The following is a 17,485-nucleotide window of genomic DNA, read 5'->3' as shown; positions in this document are numbered from 1 at the left end:
TTATCTAAAAGAATAAACCTTCTTATATTTTTTCTGTCTAAGATTAATTAAATGCTTTAATTTAGTGTATCATTCACGCTAAAACAGGCCAACTAACGAATCAACCTTAAACAATACATGGGCACTCCAAATCTTTACAAAAGGGTTTTATTAATAGCAATCCTTTTTTCAACCTGTTTAGGTTTTTGCCAACTGAGTAAAACCCATTACATTCCACCATTAACCGAATCGGGAACGGGGTCATCGGCACCACAAGATCATTATATTTATATTTCAACACCCAATAATGCAAACGTCAATTTCACCATAAAACCTATTGGTGTCTCTGCAGCCGGTTATATTTTGGGCACTGTTTCAAAAAACACGCCCTTTGTTTATAAAATTGGTGACGACAGAAACTCGCAGTTGTTCGTTAATGCCAACGTAAGCAGTGCCATTTTCAACAACAAAGGATTCATCATTGAGGCGCAAGATGTGGTATATGTTTCGGTGCGCATCAATGCCGGTTCGCAGGCAGGCGCGTTGGTTAGTAAAGGAGTGGCCGCTTTGGGCACAACCTTTAGGGTGGGTAGTTACACCAATGAAAATCCGCAGGATAATTATTTGAATTTTGTTTCGGTAATGGCCAGTGAAGACAATACCCGAGTTACCTTTTCCAATTTGCCAACCGGTCTTATCATTGAAAACTATGGGGGTCCCATTCCTGTGGTTACCACTTTGAACAAAGGAGAAACCTATGTATTGGCCACCAACAGTTTAAAAAGCATTGCCAACCGCGACGGACTTATTGGTTGTTTGGTAACATCCGATAAGCCCATCGTGGTAAACTGTGGCTCTGCCAATGGAAGTTTCCATAATGGTACAGCACGTGATTACGGTATCGACCAAATTGTAGATGCATCAAAAGTTGGAACAGAATATATTTTTGTAAGGGGTGGCGGTAATGATGGCTGGGAAAACGTGTTGCTTGTGGCCCATACCGACAACACCACCATTCGCATTAATGGAGGCCCTGTAATTAGCACCATCAATGCGGGCAAGTATTATTTAATAGAAGGAAACCAATATACCAGTGCCGGCAATATGTATGTACAAACCTCGCAACCTGTATTTGCGTATCAAGGGGTTGGCGCAACAAACAGCGAAGCCAACCAAGGCATGTTTTTTGTACCGCCCTTAAGCTGCGAAACCCGTGGAAATCTGGACAATATTGCCAACATTACCAACATTGGCAATTTGGTTTATACAGGAGGCATTTCCATTGTTACAAAAGCTACTGCCACCATTACCATCAATAATTTACCGCTCTCAAATTTTTCAACAAGTGGTCCCAATACCGTGAGCGGCAAACCCGATTATGTAACCTATAAAGTATTGAATTTAACAGGAAACGTTTCCGTACAAAGTACCGACGAGCTGTATTGTGCCTATTTCAATTTTAACGGTGCTGCCACCTCCGGAAGTTTCTATTCCGGATTCCCTACGGCACCAGAAATTAATTTTAATGCACAATTTACCGCCAAAGGAAACTGCATAGGCAACAACCTTAAACTGGAAGCTGCCAACGCCCAAAATTTTGATAGTTTTCAATGGTTGTTTGATGATGGAAGCGGTTATGTTGATTTAATGATTTCAGCCGATAACATATCGCCAACACTTCCGGGTAAATACAAACTTATCGGTGTTATTGCCTGTACGGGCGAAAAATTAGAATCGGTTGAAGTACCCATCAGTATTTGTCCGGATGATATTGACAACGACGGCATTATTGATAATTTGGATGTGGACAATGATAACGATGGCATTTTAAATTGCACCGAATCAAAAGGCGATGTTACTATTGCTATGGACAACGTTGCTTCACCACAATTGGTTTTTCAAGATGCTTCCATAAACACCACCATACCATCGGCAACTTTTGTCCAGAATAATAGTTCGGGCAATGCCACCAACACCTTCACAGGAACTTCCCAAGGCAATTTTACCAGTACCGTACAACCAGATGCCAGTGCAGAGAGCAATTACAGCCTAGTGTTTACACAACCCGTACATGTAACGTTTACCGAAGCTTCGGGCGTTACCAACAGCATCAATGCTGATGCTTATTTCATTGCTAAAATTGCACCTGCCAACAAAAACATCACATTGATAGACCCGGACAATCGTCTGTTGGTAGATTCCAATTTTGATGGCGTTTTTGAAACAGGTATCACACAAATTTCCGGCTCCGAGATTCATTTCAAATTAAACCCAACCCCAAACGGCCCTAGGCCTTTTCAGTTTTTGGCAAACCAGGTAGAAGGTTTTTCCTTTATTCATAGATCGTCCAGCATTACAAATTCTTCCACATTTACGGGCAACATTTCACTAAACTGTTTTAATTTGGATACCGATAACGATGGTATTGAAGATGCGCTCGATTTGGATAGCGATAACGATGGCATTCCCGATTTTGTTGAAAATCAAGGGAAATTAGTACCCTTATCGGGAACAGATGCCGATTTAAACGGATGGGATGATATTTACAACATAACGGTTCCACGAGATTCGGACAACGATGGTGTGTACGATTTTTATGATTTAGATAGCGATAATGATGGCATTTACGATTTGGAAGAATCGGGAAGCGGTTTACCCGACACCAATTTTGATGGCATTATCGATAATATAAACACCAAAATAGGCACAAACGGATGGGATGACAACGCCGAAACTGCACCCGATAGCAATGTAATGGGTTACACGCTTAACGATTTAGATACCGATACCCAATTTAGTTATATCGATTTAGACAGTGATGGCGATGGATGTAGCGATGTGGTTGAGGCCGGTTTCTCTGATGCCAATGCCGACGGCCTATTGGGCGATAACGCGGTAGCCACCAACATAGCTGGGAAGGTAACAAATGCTCTTGATGGGTACAGCATCCCCAATGCCAATTACCTGATTTCTGCACCTATTTCAATAACCAACCAACCTATTGATACCGAAATCTGTGAACTATCAACCACCACAATTACAATGGTGTCGCCCAGTTTTGATACCGTGCAATGGGAAGTAAGTACCGATGGCATTAACTGGAATACCATATTAGACAATGCTATTTACAGTGGTTCGCAAACGGCCCTTTTAACTATTACAAACACACCTTTAGCGTATAATACCAATAAATACAGAGCGTTTTTAAATGCTATGGGCAACAGTTGTGGGCACTATACCAATGCAATCACGCTCACGGTTCATGCGTTGCCTTCTGCCAATGTTCCCGGAAACTATTCGCAATGCGACGATGCTTCAAACGACGGACAAGCGTTTTTCAACTTAGAATTGGATAGCATTAAAGCAGAAATCAACCCAAATTACATCGTTGAAAATCTAACATTCTCATACTTCTTAACACAATTTGATGCTGAAAATTTAGGAACGCCCATACCAAATCCTTCAAATTATCAAGATGGTTTGGGCTTTGTGCCGGAAACCGTTTGGATTCGTGCTGAAAACCCCTATGGCTGTTTTAGGGTGGTACCGTTAACACTTGTAGTTTCCCCCTCAAGTGCGGCACTTAGCACCTATAACCCAACAGCGCTTCATCAATGTGATGATGGTGCCAACGTTCGTGATGGCGTTTCTACCTTCAATCTTACCAATCTCAAAAATTATATTGAAACAACCATATTCTCAACCTTTACAGTTACTGCAAGTTTTTATGAAAGCGCGTTGGATGCCCAATTGGAAACCAACGCAATCGCAGATATTGCTCATCACCAAAACACGAATTCACCCCATGCCCAAAGTGTTTGGGTACGCGTTAAAAGCGATTTGGGCAACACCTGTTTGGGTTTACAAGAATTCCAAAACCTGTTAATTGTTGAAGCGTTGCCCATAGCAAATCCTGTTCCTGTTCAAATAGCCTGCGATAACGATTCGGTTATCAACGATGGTTTTTATGCGTTCGATACTTCAGCCATTGAAACGACCATTCTTAACGGTCAGTCGCTCGCCAATGTTAACATGCTTTACACCTATTTAGATACCGATGGCACCACTGTTATCAATACCGCCAGTTTACCAAACCCGCTGCTTACAACAAACCAAATTATGACCGTGCGGGTTACCAATAACAGCACATTCGATCCTGATGGGGCTTGTTATGACGAAACCACGGTAACCTTTAAAATTGACCAACAGCCCATCGCAAATCCTGTAATGCCCCAAACCGTATGCGATGGCGATTTGGGAGATGTGGATGATGACGGACGCTTTCCGTTTGATACTTCCACCTTTAAAAGCACCATATTGGGTTCGCAAACCGGTATGGCCGTTTATTTTAATTATATAGATGAACAAGGAAATTTCATAACCAACAGCACCACGTTGCCCAATCCGCTACATACTGCAACACAAACCATTGATGCCACCGTTGTAAATCCGTTAAACACAACCTGTACGGCATCAACAACCATAAACCTTACCGTAAATCCGTTACCCAACTTTACGGTGGCATCGCCTCAAATAGTATGCACCTCCGACCCAACATTTACCGTAGAACTAGACCCTTTTGAGGCAAATGCATCAGAATCGTTTATTTATAATTGGTATTTTGAGGGCTCACCGCTTCCATCGCACAACAAAACACTTTCTGTATCAACGCCTGGAAAATATGCCGTTAGTTTAACAAAAACCGATGGAACAGGCTGTTCAAGAACCCGAGAAATGGATGTAAAAGCTTCGGAAAAAGCAACCATTACACAAAATGATGTTACCATAGTTGACCTCTCCGAAAACAACAGCGTAACCATAAATACCACCAATTTAGGAAAGGGAAATTACGAATTTGCACTAAGGGAAGCAGGATCTGCATTTATTAATTACCAAACCGAGCCCCTATTTACAAACGTGAAGCCCGGGTTTTATACCATTTACGTTCAAGATGCCATTTGCGGGGTAGCCACATTGGATATATCGGTAATTGGGCACGCAAAATTTTTTACGCCCAATGGAGATGGTTATAACGATTTTTGGCAAATAAAAGGCATAAATGCCTCCTTCCAACCCAATAGTACCATTTATATTTTTGACCGCTATGGTAAGCTATTAAAACAATTATCGGTTAAATCGGAAGGATGGGACGGCACATTTAATGGCGCCAAAATGCCCACCGATGATTATTGGTTCAAGCTCTTTTTAGAAGATGGCAGGCAATATTCAGGACATTTCACCTTAAAACGATAGACCGTTTACCCCGTTTTAACCCCAAGTCGCTTATATTTGCAATTTAATAGGCCATAAGTGAAATACTTTTTGCAAATACTAGGGTTTCTGTTTTGTTTGAACCTGTTTTCCCAGAACGTTCGAGTGGACAGTCAAACCTATACGCCACAACAGCTTATAGAGAACATTTTAATCAACAGCAGCTGCATCAGTAACGTAAGGGTTACCAACGTAAGCGGTGGCAATTTTAACGGTTCTGAACAGAGCTATGGTTATTTTAATGCCAACGGAAGCACTTTTCCATTTCAAAGTGGCGTGGTTTTAAGCACTGGAAGGTTGGCTAATGTTGAAGGCCCCAATACTTTTTTGAGCGATGACGACGCCCCAAACTGGCTAGGTGATAGGGATTTGGAAAATGCTTTAAACGAAAACAGCACCATAAACGCTACCAGTATCGAGTTTGAATTCACTTCCGAAGCATCACAAATTAGTTTTCGGTATTTGTTTGCTTCCGAAGAGTACCAAATAAACAACGCCATTACGTGCCAATATTCCGATTTGTTCGGGTTCTTGATAAAAAACGTCAATGATCCTTTCTATACCAACATCGCCTTAATCCCCAACACCCAAACGCCTGTAAAGGTTACCGCGGTACACCCCAACATTCCCAATGGTTGTGCCGCACAAAACGAAAGCTATTTTGGCAGTTGGAACGATGCTACGGCCCCTATTAACTTTAACGGTCAAACCACTGTTCTTACAGCTACTGCAAATACAATTCCCAATGAAAGGTACCATGTAAAACTGGTTATTGCCGATGAAAAAAACTACCGCTATGATTCGGCGGTATTTCTGGAAGCTGGCAGTTTTCAATTGAGTACCGATTTGGGCAACGACCGATTGATTTCCACCAACAATCCGCTTTGCGAAAATGAAAATTTGCTGCTTGATGCGAGCCACCCCAACGCCACTTCCTACAAATGGTTTAAAAATGGGAGCGAAATTTTGGGTGAAACCATGGCAACCTTCAACGTTATGGATGCCGGAATTTACACGGTTGAAATTACATTGCTAAACACCTGTACGTCTTATGGTGAAATTAAAATTGAATATGCACAAAACCCCATAGTGCATCCTACCACGCTTATGGCATGCGATGCCAACCAAGATGGATTGACCACCTACAATCTAAACGATGCCACACAAACCCTTACCAATAATGATCCGGCACTTTCGCTTACAGGATTTTTTATAACTTTAGCAGATGCGCAACAGGCTAGCAATACCATTACAAATCCGGCCTCTTTTAACAATACCAGTATCCAACAGATAATTTATGCACGTGTTGAAAACCAAAATGGCTGTTTCGCTATTACGGAAATAACCTTGGATGTTGCTGCCAATAATGTAAGCATTTTGCCTTTTGAAGCTTGTGATGCCAATAATGATGGTTTCGCCACTTTCAATTTAAACGATTTAACAACCATCATTCAGCCCAACATACCCGCCAATGCATCCATTTCATTCTATAAAACCTTAAATGATTTTTTTGATGAAACCAATGCACTTACTGGAAATTACCAAAATACCAGGCCCTTTTCTGAAACGCTTTATGTGAAAATAAAAAATGGCACTTCCTGTTATGCGTTAAGCACAGTAACATTAACAGCCAAAACAGCACCACAACTTCTTCCAGACGAAACAGCAACCTATTGCTTAAACTCCTATCCCAGCACCATAACCTTAAGTGCCGGTTTGCTAAATGGTTCGGGCAATAACCCAACCTATCAATGGTTTTTAAATTCGGTTTTGCTTTCCGGTGTTTCACCTTCTATACAAATTAACGAAGCTGGCACATACACCGTTTTGGTTACGTTTGCCAATACCTGTTCTGCAAGTAGAACTATTACCGTAGTTCCCTCAAACACAGCGACCATTGATGCCATTTTAGTTAGTCAAGTTTCATCAAACAATACGGTTACCATAACAGTTTCTGGTGAAGGCGATTACCAATTTGCTTTGGATACGCCCATTTTTCAAAACGAAAATACGTTTACCAATATGCCCGCAGGTTTTCATACGGTTTATGTTTACGACCTAAATGGCTGCGGAACCATCCAAGAAGGTGTTGCTGTTTTAGGGTTTCCGAAATATTTCACGCCAAACAACGATGGTTTTAATGATACTTGGAAGCCTTTAGGTGTTAGCGCCCAATTTAATAATGATATTGATATTAAGATTTTTAATCGCTACGGAAAATTCATTAAGCAAATTACACCTTCCGATGCGGGTTGGAATGGTACTTTTAGGGGTAAATTGCTTCCAAACGACGATTATTGGTATGTGGTTACCCTAACAGATGGCCGTATTTTTAAAGGCCATTTTTCCTTAAAACGCTAGCACGTATTTTTTCCGTAATTTTGCATTATGCAGTTTAAAATCGAATCGGAATTTAAGCCCACGGGCGACCAGCCGCAAGCCATCAAACAACTTGTTGACGGCTTAAAAGCCCATGAAAAGTACCAAACCTTGTTGGGCGTAACGGGTTCGGGAAAAACATTTACCGTAGCCAATGTTATACAGGAAGTGCAAAAGCCAACCTTGGTTTTAGCGCACAACAAAACCTTGGCGGCACAATTGTACTCTGAGTTTAAGCAATTTTTCCCTAACAATGCCGTAGAATATTTTGTTTCGTATTATGATTATTACCAACCCGAAGCGTATATTCCAGTATCGGGTGTTTTTATAGAAAAAGATTTATCCATTAACGAAGAAATTGAGAAAATGCGGTTAAGTGCCACATCTTCCCTACTTTCTGGCCGTCGCGATGTGTTGGTAGTGGCTTCGGTTTCTTGCATTTATGGCATTGGAAATCCTGTAGAATTTCAAAAAAACGTCATCACCCTAAAAAAAGACCAAATAATATCCAGAACCAAGCTATTGCACCAATTGGTACAAAGTCTGTATTCGCGTACCGAAGGCGACTTCAACCATGGTACCTTCAGAATAAAAGGGGATACTGTTGATATTTTCCCAAGTTATGCCGATGATGCTTTTAGAATACACTTTTTTGGCGATGAAATTGAAGACATGGAATCGTTTAATATTGAAACCAATGCCGTTATTGAAAAATACGATTTATTGACCATTTACCCCGCCAATATGTTTGTTACGTCGCCCGAAACACTGCAAGGAGCCATACGCGACATTCAAGACGATTTGGTAAAACAATACGATTATTTTAAGGAAATTGGCAAACATTTGGAAGCAAAGCGCTTAAAGGAACGCACGGAATTTGATTTGGAAATGATACGGGAATTGGGCTACTGTTCGGGCATTGAAAACTATTCGCGCTATTTGGACGGGCGCTTACCCGGAACACGACCGTTCTGCCTATTGGATTATTTCCCAGAGGATTATTTGATGGTAATCGACGAAAGCCACGTTACCATTTCGCAGGTGCACGCCATGTACGGTGGCGACAGAAGCCGAAAGGAAAATTTGGTAGAATATGGGTTTCGATTGCCCGCTGCCATGGACAACCGCCCTTTAAAATTTGATGAATTTGAAGCCATACAGAACCAGGTTATTTTTGTTAGTGCCACCCCAGCCGATTACGAATTGAAAAAAACCGATGGCGTATATGTAGAGCAGGTAATTCGACCTACGGGGTTGTTGGATCCTGAAATTGAAATTCGCCCCAGCTTAAACCAAATTGACGATTTAATTGAGGAAATCCAGCAACGGGTTGAAAAGGATGAACGCACATTGGTAACCACGCTTACCAAACGAATGGCCGAAGAATTAACCAAATATTTGGAACGCATCCAAATTCGCTGTCGGTACATCCACAGTGATGTTGACACTTTAGAACGCGTGGAAATTATGCAAGATTTGCGCAAAGGCTTATTTGATGTATTGGTTGGCGTGAATTTACTGCGTGAAGGTTTAGATTTACCAGAAGTATCGCTAGTTGCCATTTTAGATGCCGATAAAGAAGGTTTTTTACGTTCGGCACGTTCATTGACCCAAACCGTTGGTAGGGCAGCCAGAAACCTAAACGGTAAAGCCATTATGTATGCCGATAAAATAACCAACAGCATGCAAAAAACCATTGACGAGACCAACTACCGGCGCGAAAAACAAATTGCATACAATACCAAGCACAACATAACACCAAAAGCATTGAACAAAAGTTTGGACAACGCCTTAACAAAAAACTCCATAAGCACGTATAGCTATGAATTGGAAGCCAGAAAAGCGGCCGAACCTGAAAGTGCCTATTTAAGCAAGCCTGACATTGAGAAGAAAATCCGTGAAAAACGCAAACTTATGGAAGAAGCCGCCAAAGCATTGGACTTTATTGTAGCGGCCAAATTGCGTGATGAGATAAAAGAGTTTCAAGAAAAACTAGAAAAGCTAAACGCATAAACATTTAGCTTTTCTAAAACCAATAGGTTAACTATTAGAACACCATTAGGAATCTTAGCAATAAACCCTAATTATATTGTGTTTTAAAAATATCGATCAACACATCGGGTGGCACTATTTTATTTGGGAAGCTTTCCATTAAATATAAAACCTTCGTAATGGACTCATGGCTCAACCCCATGCGCAAACCAAAATTATACAGTTTTATAACACCTTTTGAGTTGTTATCTGCTTGATTTTCAATATTCATCAACAGCACCAAACGGTGAAACTGCACAATGCGCTCACTATGCGATTTTAAATGGATATAATTTATGGGATGCTCAATAAGATAATCAAAATCTTCACGCGAAATTTCAAGCTGTTTTGCAACACCCAACAAAAAGTTATATTCTATATGCTTTATATCTTTGTCGTACTTCGCGAAAGCTATCATTTCCGACAAAAGACTTAATTTTTCAACTCTATTAATCATGGCTCAAGGGATTAATTTATTATAACATAAAGATACGCACAACCTTAATTTGATAATCGTGCATATTTGGTAACTTATCGAAAACACGCACGCAGTTGGTCGTGAATTTTATTTATTTCATCTCAAAAAAAAATAAATCGTGCTTATAATTGGTTGGTTTTTAATGAATTTGAAAAATACAAAAACATAAAAATAATTGCATAACTAATTGATTAATAGTGTTTTAAAATACCTAAAAATATACAACCTTATCAAAATATTTACCTTTTTTTAAAGTATCTTTACAAAAAATTTGAAAAACGCTAGAAAAGCATTGTCTGGAGTACGGTATCGATAAACGGTAAGGTTAAAATAAGGACATAACATTAGGTATGACAAACAACGATATATTAAAAAAATTACGGGTTGCCCTAAAGCTTAGGGACGATGATATTGTTAAGATTTTAGAACTGGTTGATTTCAGGATTTCAAAAAGTGAACTTGGTGCCTTTTTTAGGAGCGAGGACCACCCAAAATATATGGAATGTGGCGACCAGATTTTGCGGAATTTCTTAAATGGCCTGGTTATTCATTTGCGTGGGCCCATGCCACCAAAAGGTTCCAATTCCAAAAGGGAAGAAAAAACAAATTTCAATAAAGAAGCAATTTCAAACTCCAAAACGGTAGGCAAACAAGGCGAAGCTTCCGCGAAAGCGCCACAAAAGAAGTTTATAAAAAAGAAAAGCTTACTACACTCTAAAACAAACAAAAAGAGCAACGGTTAAGGTTGCTCTTTTTGTTTATCAGATGCCTTCCCGATAGCTATCGGTATCCACAGGAATTAAGCCAATACCTGTTGTACTTTATCGGCAGCTTCCTGAAATTCGGTGGCACTTAAAACGGCCAAACCGGAATTATCGATAAGCTCTTTTGCTATATCGGCATTGGTGCCTTGTAAACGCACAATAATGGGTACGTTGATGGTTCCCATGTTTTTATAAGCATCAATAACCCCTTGCGCCACACGGTCGCAGCGTACAATACCTCCAAAAATATTGATTAAAATGGCTTTTACAGCGGGATCTTTTAATATGATTTTAAATGCGGCTTCTACGCGCGCTGCATCGGCAGTACCGCCAACATCCAAAAAGTTTGCTGGCTCGCCACCTGCTTGTTTTATTAAATCCATGGTGGCCATGGCTAAACCGGCGCCGTTTACCATACAGCCCACGTTTCCATCTAAATCTACATAATTTAAGCCTAGGGCGCCAGCTTCTACTTCAATAGCGCTTTCTTCACGTATATCGCGTAAATTAACGTAATCTTTATGTCTGTAAAGTGCATTGTCATCAATAGTTACTTTGGCATCAACGGCTAATATTTTGTTATCGCTTGTTTTTAAAACCGGGTTGATTTCAAACAACGAGGCATCCGATTTTACATAAGCTGTATAAAGATTCGTAACGAACTTCGTCATTTCTTTAAAAGCTGTTCCTGATAACCCTAAATTGAAAGCTACACGTCTTGCCTGAAATGGCAAAATACCCACAGTTGGGTCAATTTCCTCGGTAAAAATTAAGTGGGGTGTTTCCTCGGCAACGGTTTCAATATCCATGCCGCCTTCGGTTGAATACATAATCATATTACGACCTGTACCCCTATTCAGTAATACAGAAACATAAAATTCGCTGGTTTCGCTTTCACCTGGATAATACACATCTTCGGCTACCAACACTTGGTGCACTTTTTTTCCATCTGCGGAAGTTTGCGGAGTAATGAGGTTCATACCAATAATTTTTCCTGCAATATCTTCTACTTCCTTAAGGTTTTTAGCAAGTTTTACTCCGCCACCTTTTCCTCGGCCACCTGCATGAACTTGAGCCTTAATAACATACCAACTAGTACCAGTTTCGGCAGTTAATTGTTTTGCAGCTGTTACTGCTTCTTGTGCACTTTGAGCAACAATACCGCGTTGGATACGCACGCCAAAGCTGCTTAATATTTCTTTACCTTGATATTCGTGTAAATTCATAATTTGCTAAATAGTTTAAGATGGACAAATGTAAATAATCGTGGTAACTTACCCTAATATTTCATTACGAAAACGATATATTTGAAAAACGACTAATTAAAATGTTATATAATTAACATTTTGTTTAATGTGTATAATTTTTAAGTTATTTCTTTTTTATTTATTGTAAAGAAATATCTTTGGCAAAAATTTGAAAATTATGTTGGAAAATCAATTGCTGAAAATAGCACAGGATTTTGGGAGTCCGGTTTATGTTTACGATGCCGAAAAAATTGAAAGTCAGTACAAAAGGCTTACCAACGCCTTTAAGAGCGTAAAAAAACTAAAGATAAATTATGCGGTTAAGGCCCTATCGAACATCTCCATATTAAAACTTTTTAACAACCTAGGAGCCGGCATCGATACGGTTTCCATCCAAGAAGTGCAGTTGGGGTTGGCAGCGGGCTTTTTACCCAGTCAAATAATATTTACCCCCAACGGTGTGTCGCTGTCAGAAATTGAGGAAGCCGCTAAATTAGGGGTTGAAATAAACATCGACAACCTTTCCATTTTAGAGCAATTTGGCACGAAACACCCAAAAATTCCGGTATGTATCCGTATCAATCCGCACGTGATGGCCGGTGGAAATGCGAATATTTCCGTGGGACATATCGATTCGAAATTTGGCATTTCCATTCACCAAATTCCCCATATTTTACGCATTGTTGAGAATACCAAAATGACCATAAACGGTATTCACATGCACACGGGCAGCGATATTTTGGATATTGAAGTGTTTTTGTATGCCAGTGAAATTTTGTTTGAAACCGCAAAACAATTCAAAGATTTAGATTTTATCGATTTTGGTTCCGGTTTTAAAGTACCCTATAAACCAGGTGATATTGAAACCAATATCGAGGAATTGGGCAAAAAATTGTCCACCAAATTCAACGATTTTTGTAAGGAATACGGCAAGGACCTAACCTTGGCCTTTGAACCCGGAAAGTTTTTGGTAAGCGAATCGGGCTATTTTTTAACCAAGGTGAATGCCGTAAAGCAAACCACCTCAACGGTTTTTGCACAGGTCGATTCTGGATTTAACCATTTAATACGCCCCATGTTTTATGGGTCGCACCACGAAATAAGTAACATTTCAAATCCAAAAGGGCGCGAGCGTTTTTATACCGTGGTAGGCTATATTTGCGAAACCGATACCTTTGGTAACAACCGCAGGATCAACGAAATAAACGAAGGCGACGTGTTATGCTTTAAAAATGCGGGCGCGTATTGCTTCTCAATGGCGAGCAATTACAACTCCCGGTTTCGTCCTGCCGAAGTTTTATGGCACAACAACCAAGCCCATTTAATTAGAAAAAGGGAAACCTTTGACGATATTTTGAACAACCAAATAGCCATCGATTTTTCAACCAAAAAAGAAAAGGATTTGGTGAAATAAAAACATGAATTATATTATTTTTTGAAATGCTCCTCATTTGGTGAGCATTTTTTTATAAAACGAATTTTTTTATGAATTTTTAACGATAAATTTGTTAATACTCATTATTTTCTTTAATATTACATATATTTTTCCCCTAAGTCTTTTTGTCAATAGCAGTTAAAAGAAAAAAGACTCACATGTTCAATGCATTTTCAAGTGTTGGTTTTACATCACGTAGCGCACAGGTTTTGTGTGCTGGCTTTCTATGTATTCATTTTAAAATACATCAAAAATAATGGACCAACCTATTAAAATACTGATTGTAGAGGATGAAATGATTATTGCCGCCAACATGTCATTACAACTTACTGCGCTGGGATACGAAGTTACCGGCATCATGCTAAAGGGTGAAGATGCACTGGAACACATTAAACAGAACGAACCCGATATTATTTTGTTGGATATTCATTTAAAAGGCGAACTTACGGGCATTGAAACGGCACACATTATACAACAGGATGCCAACATTCCTATAATATATGTAACGGCAAATGCAGACGAAGCCCATTTTAACGAAGCAAAAACCACCAACCCTTATGCGTTTATTTCTAAACCCTTCAAAAAACTGGATTTACAACGGGCTATCGAACTGACAGTTAACAGATTTCAATTGGAAAAAGAGCTTGAAGCTTCAACCGAAAAAGATAAAACCTTTCCTTATATCTTAAGCGATTGTATTTTTGTTCGCCACCACGAAAAAATGGTAAAAGTGAACATTAAGGACATTCTTTACATTGAGGCAGAACGCAACTACTGCCGCATCCATTGCCATACCCGCGAATATTTATTGGCAACCACGCTAAAGGACATGGACGACAAACTACCCAACCACCATTTTATACGCGTACATCGTTCGTTTATCGTAAACCTGTGCCAAATAGACGAAATTGCAACCAGCCACATTGTTATTTCAAAAAAGGCCATTCCAATAAGTACCGAATCCAAAAAGCAGTTGCTTCAGTACATCCAAAAAGTTTAAACAGTATTCGAGGGTCTTTATGAAAAAAATTTTGTTTTTATTCGTTGTTTGTTGCCAAATAGGTTTCTGTCAGGAAACAGCAAAAGAAGCACTTCAAAACAAATTACTTTCAGAAAAAGACACGAACAAACAATTGGCTATTTTAAACGATTTGGTTGCAGCTTCATTCATTCAAGATATTTCAGAAGCTTTAAAATTCGCGAAACAGGGGGTGCAATTATCTGAAAAAACAGGCGATAAAAACTGGCAGCCAAAATTTTACGAAATGCAAGGCAGGATGCATGCCAACTTATTGCAACTGGATTCGGCAAGCATATATTTCAACAAAGCCATAAAAGGCTACGAAGCCATTAAAAATGAACGGGGTAAAGCAACCACCCTTTTTAAACTGGCATGGGTCGATAAAAAAAATGGCGATTTAGAACAAGCCCTTCAAAAAGACCTTTCGGGATTAAAAATTATGGAAGCCTTAAATGACAAACCGGGTATTTGTGATGCCTTAACCCGGGTTTCAGAAGATTTAACCCGACAAAACCGATTAACAGAAGCATTGGAATATGCCGAAAAAGCCATTGCCATAGCCGAAAAGTACAAGTTGACTTCAGAGAAATTCTATGTTAATTTTAATGCTGCAAATGTAGCAATGGCCATGAACCAATTTGAAAAATCACGCGATTACTACCAAAAGGCCTTAACAATATGTCAAGAACAAAAAATGGGTTTAGCCACAGAAGCCGATGTAACAAACGGCTTAGGCAATGCATTTAAACGAATAGGAAACTACCCAAAAGCCCTAGAAAATTATGAGAAATGTTTGGCTTTGGCTAAAGCGGCCAACTACCAAAATGCCATTAGCACCGTAACAGCAAATTTGGGCGAGGTCAACCTGCTTTTGGGCAACTATAACGACGCCTTAACCTACCAATTAGAAACCGTAAAATTACAAGAGGCCAATAACGATGTTTCCAATTTGGTTGAAAACTACAACCATGTAAGTACCATTTACAACAAATTGGGCGATTATAAAGCGGCTTTAAACTTTAAACAAAAAGCATATTCGCTAAAAGATAGCATTGCTTCGGTTGAAAGTGATGCAAAAATGTCGGAGCTATTAACACAATACGAAACCAAAAAGAAAGAAGAAACCATTGCAAATCAAGAAGATAGAATTTCACATCAACGAAATATACAAATACTAAGTTTTGGTTTGGTAGCATTGTTAATAGGATTATTGATTTTTGGTTTGATAAGTTACCGTAACCGAACCAGAACCAATAAACTACTGGCAACCAAAAATGCCGAAATTGAACTGTTACTGAAAGAAGTGCACCACAGGGTGAAAAATAACTTGGAAGTGGTTTCTAGTTTATTGGCATTACAATCGGCACAAATTAACGACCCAAACACGAAGGAAGCGATGCTTGAAGGCCAGAATCGCGTAAATTCCATAGGCATTGTGCACCAAAAACTATATCAGGGCACAAATTTGGGCGCAATTGAAATGAAAGATTATGTTTTAAATTTAAGCGAAAATATATTGGACAGTTTTGGTGCCGAGAACAGAGTGCGTTTAAATCTAGCCATGAAAACCCTCGATTTGGATATCGACACTGCTGTTCCTTTAGGGTTGATTATCAACGAATTACTTACAAACACCATTAAATACGCCTTTCCTGAAACCGATACGGGCACCATTACCATCAAACTTGAAAAACAAGATAATAACATGCTCCACCTGGAAGTCGCCGATAACGGTATTGGAAAATCACAAATAACCCAAGGTACCGGTTTTGGTTCGCAACTTATTGCCCTACTTACACGCCAACTTAATGGCACAATGCAGGAAGCAAACCAAAATGGCACCACCTTTATTTTCGATTTTCAGCTAAAACCATCTGTATAACCCAATGCTTTTTCGTCTTTCATATTCATTTTCAATAATTTACAAATCCGATAATTAAAACATAGGCTTCGGACATTATTATACCTCTTTCGTCCTAACCCACTTTTCATTACTGATTATTAAGCGTTACTTAGAAACAATTAATCCATAAAACGCTATTAATCATGAAAACAAAAACAACGCTTCTCACCGTTTTAAAAAACAAACGTAAACCCATTAAAATTCAGAAAAACAAGTTATTGACCATATTCATTATGGTAATGGCAACACTGTTTGTAAACGCTCAAAACCAGGCCTATTGGATTCATACCGATTATGTAAAACCTGCATTGCAAGCATCGTATGAAAAAGTCGCCAAAGATTTTGTGGAAGCCTGCAAAAAACACGACCTAAAAAATGCCGATTGGACCTCTGCAAGAATGGATGATGGGAGGTATTTAACTATCGCCCCAATAAAAAACATGGCCGATTTTGATGAAAACCCATTGGCGCCACTTATGGAAAAAATGGGAAAGGACAGCTTTTACGCACTGTTTGATCGCTTTAACGCCTGTTATGACAAACATACCGACAACGTAATTTATTTAAACGGTGCGCTTTCATACATGCCCAATGGCTTAACCGCTACAACTCCCGAACACGATTATAGAAAGTACCACTTCTTTTATGTAACGCCTTCAACTTCCAAAGTGGTTTCAGAAAAAATAAAGGCCATTAAAGACTTTTACGCAAAAAAAGGACTGAAAGAACAATTCAGGATATTTCATAGCGGTTTTGGTTCGCCAGAGGAATACTTTGTGGCCGTAATTGCCGCCAAAGATGCGCAAGATTACTTAAAAACAAGCGATGAAGCAGAAGCACAATATGGCGATGAAGGCAAAAAACTGTTTGACGAACTTTTTAGTTCTATTGCCAGGTACGAGGTGCATGCCGGCGAAATGCGTCCAGATTTGGGATACATCGCTAACAAATAAACCACCAACCAGTCAATATACCTC

General features: G+C 39.4%; 10 protein-coding genes. 8 read left to right on the top strand and 2 right to left on the bottom strand.

Going from position 1 to position 17,485, the window contains the following annotated elements:
* The first annotated feature begins 117 nt into the window (after positions 1-117).
* The 3 genes from GQO80_RS15760 to uvrB are packed head-to-tail and all read left to right on the top strand — an operon-like array spanning position 118 to position 9,642.
* Positions 118-5,232: a T9SS type B sorting domain-containing protein gene (locus GQO80_RS15760; RefSeq protein ID WP_198037749.1), complete on the top strand. Its 5,115-nt coding sequence runs from the start codon at positions 118-120 to the stop codon at positions 5,230-5,232.
* Positions 5,233-5,289: 57 nt separating this feature from the next.
* Positions 5,290-7,611 carry a T9SS type B sorting domain-containing protein gene (locus GQO80_RS08875; RefSeq protein WP_157207998.1) on the top strand — a complete coding sequence of 774 codons (2,322 nt, stop codon included), beginning with the start codon at positions 5,290-5,292 and terminating at the stop codon, positions 7,609-7,611.
* Between the two features lie 27 nt (positions 7,612-7,638).
* Positions 7,639-9,642 carry an excinuclease ABC subunit UvrB gene (gene uvrB, locus GQO80_RS08870; RefSeq protein WP_157207997.1) on the top strand — a complete coding sequence of 668 codons (2,004 nt, stop codon included), beginning with the start codon at positions 7,639-7,641 and terminating at the stop codon, positions 9,640-9,642.
* A 67-nt stretch (positions 9,643-9,709) separates the two neighbouring features.
* On the opposite strand, the gene GQO80_RS08865 is transcribed toward uvrB, so the two are convergent.
* Positions 9,710-10,117 (bottom strand): TerB family tellurite resistance protein, encoded by a 408-nt coding sequence (locus GQO80_RS08865; protein WP_157207996.1) that lies wholly within the window; start codon positions 10,115-10,117, stop codon positions 9,710-9,712.
* 371 nt (positions 10,118-10,488) lie between these two features.
* Here GQO80_RS08865 and GQO80_RS08860 point away from each other — a divergent pair, with 371 nt between their 5' ends.
* Positions 10,489-10,881: a DUF1456 family protein gene (locus GQO80_RS08860; protein ID WP_157207995.1), complete on the top strand. Its 393-nt coding sequence runs from the start codon at positions 10,489-10,491 to the stop codon at positions 10,879-10,881.
* Between the two features lie 56 nt (positions 10,882-10,937).
* On the opposite strand, the gene sucC is transcribed toward GQO80_RS08860, so the two are convergent.
* Positions 10,938-12,128, bottom strand: coding sequence for an ADP-forming succinate--CoA ligase subunit beta (gene sucC / locus GQO80_RS08855; RefSeq protein WP_157207994.1), 1,191 nt, complete (start codon positions 12,126-12,128; stop codon positions 10,938-10,940).
* A 199-nt stretch (positions 12,129-12,327) separates the two neighbouring features.
* Between sucC and lysA the strand changes: the two genes are divergently transcribed.
* The 4 genes from lysA (at position 12,328) to GQO80_RS08835 (ending at position 17,461) form a co-directional block, all read left to right on the top strand.
* The gene (gene lysA, locus GQO80_RS08850; protein ID WP_157207993.1) at positions 12,328-13,563 is read left to right on the top strand and encodes a diaminopimelate decarboxylase; all 1,236 of its coding nucleotides are present in this window, start codon (positions 12,328-12,330) and stop codon (positions 13,561-13,563) included.
* A gap of 277 nt (positions 13,564-13,840) precedes the next feature.
* Positions 13,841-14,584: a LytR/AlgR family response regulator transcription factor gene (locus tag GQO80_RS08845; RefSeq protein WP_157207992.1), complete on the top strand. Its 744-nt coding sequence runs from the start codon at positions 13,841-13,843 to the stop codon at positions 14,582-14,584.
* A gap of 19 nt (positions 14,585-14,603) precedes the next feature.
* The gene (locus tag GQO80_RS08840) at positions 14,604-16,487 is read left to right on the top strand and encodes a tetratricopeptide repeat protein (protein WP_157207991.1); all 1,884 of its coding nucleotides are present in this window, start codon (positions 14,604-14,606) and stop codon (positions 16,485-16,487) included.
* A gap of 164 nt (positions 16,488-16,651) precedes the next feature.
* The gene (locus GQO80_RS08835; RefSeq protein WP_157207990.1) at positions 16,652-17,461 is read left to right on the top strand and encodes a hypothetical protein; all 810 of its coding nucleotides are present in this window, start codon (positions 16,652-16,654) and stop codon (positions 17,459-17,461) included.
* Positions 17,462-17,485 lie beyond the last annotated feature (24 nt).

It is taken from the genome of Mariniflexile maritimum (assembly GCF_009746565.1).
Taxonomy (GTDB): domain Bacteria; phylum Bacteroidota; class Bacteroidia; order Flavobacteriales; family Flavobacteriaceae; genus Mariniflexile; species Mariniflexile maritimum.
The sequence above is the reverse complement of the archived record's forward strand: the minus strand, read 5'-3'. Positions and strand labels throughout refer to the sequence as shown.

What these genes read in the sequence shown, in the direction of transcription:
- GQO80_RS15760 (WP_198037749.1), top strand. Translation starts at nt 118, where the DNA reads ATGGGCACTCCAAATCTTTACAAAAGGGTTTTATTAATAGCAATCCTT.
- uvrB (WP_157207997.1), top strand. Translation starts at nt 7,639, where the DNA reads ATGCAGTTTAAAATCGAATCGGAATTTAAGCCCACGGGCGACCAGCCG.
- GQO80_RS08865 (WP_157207996.1), bottom strand. Translation starts at nt 10,117, where the DNA reads ATGATTAATAGAGTTGAAAAATTAAGTCTTTTGTCGGAAATGATAGCT.
- GQO80_RS08860 (WP_157207995.1), top strand. Translation starts at nt 10,489, where the DNA reads ATGACAAACAACGATATATTAAAAAAATTACGGGTTGCCCTAAAGCTT.
- sucC (WP_157207994.1), bottom strand. Translation starts at nt 12,128, where the DNA reads ATGAATTTACACGAATATCAAGGTAAAGAAATATTAAGCAGCTTTGGC.
- lysA (WP_157207993.1), top strand. Translation starts at nt 12,328, where the DNA reads ATGTTGGAAAATCAATTGCTGAAAATAGCACAGGATTTTGGGAGTCCG.
- GQO80_RS08845 (WP_157207992.1), top strand. Translation starts at nt 13,841, where the DNA reads ATGGACCAACCTATTAAAATACTGATTGTAGAGGATGAAATGATTATT.
- GQO80_RS08840 (WP_157207991.1), top strand. Translation starts at nt 14,604, where the DNA reads ATGAAAAAAATTTTGTTTTTATTCGTTGTTTGTTGCCAAATAGGTTTC.
- GQO80_RS08835 (WP_157207990.1), top strand. Translation starts at nt 16,652, where the DNA reads ATGAAAACAAAAACAACGCTTCTCACCGTTTTAAAAAACAAACGTAAA.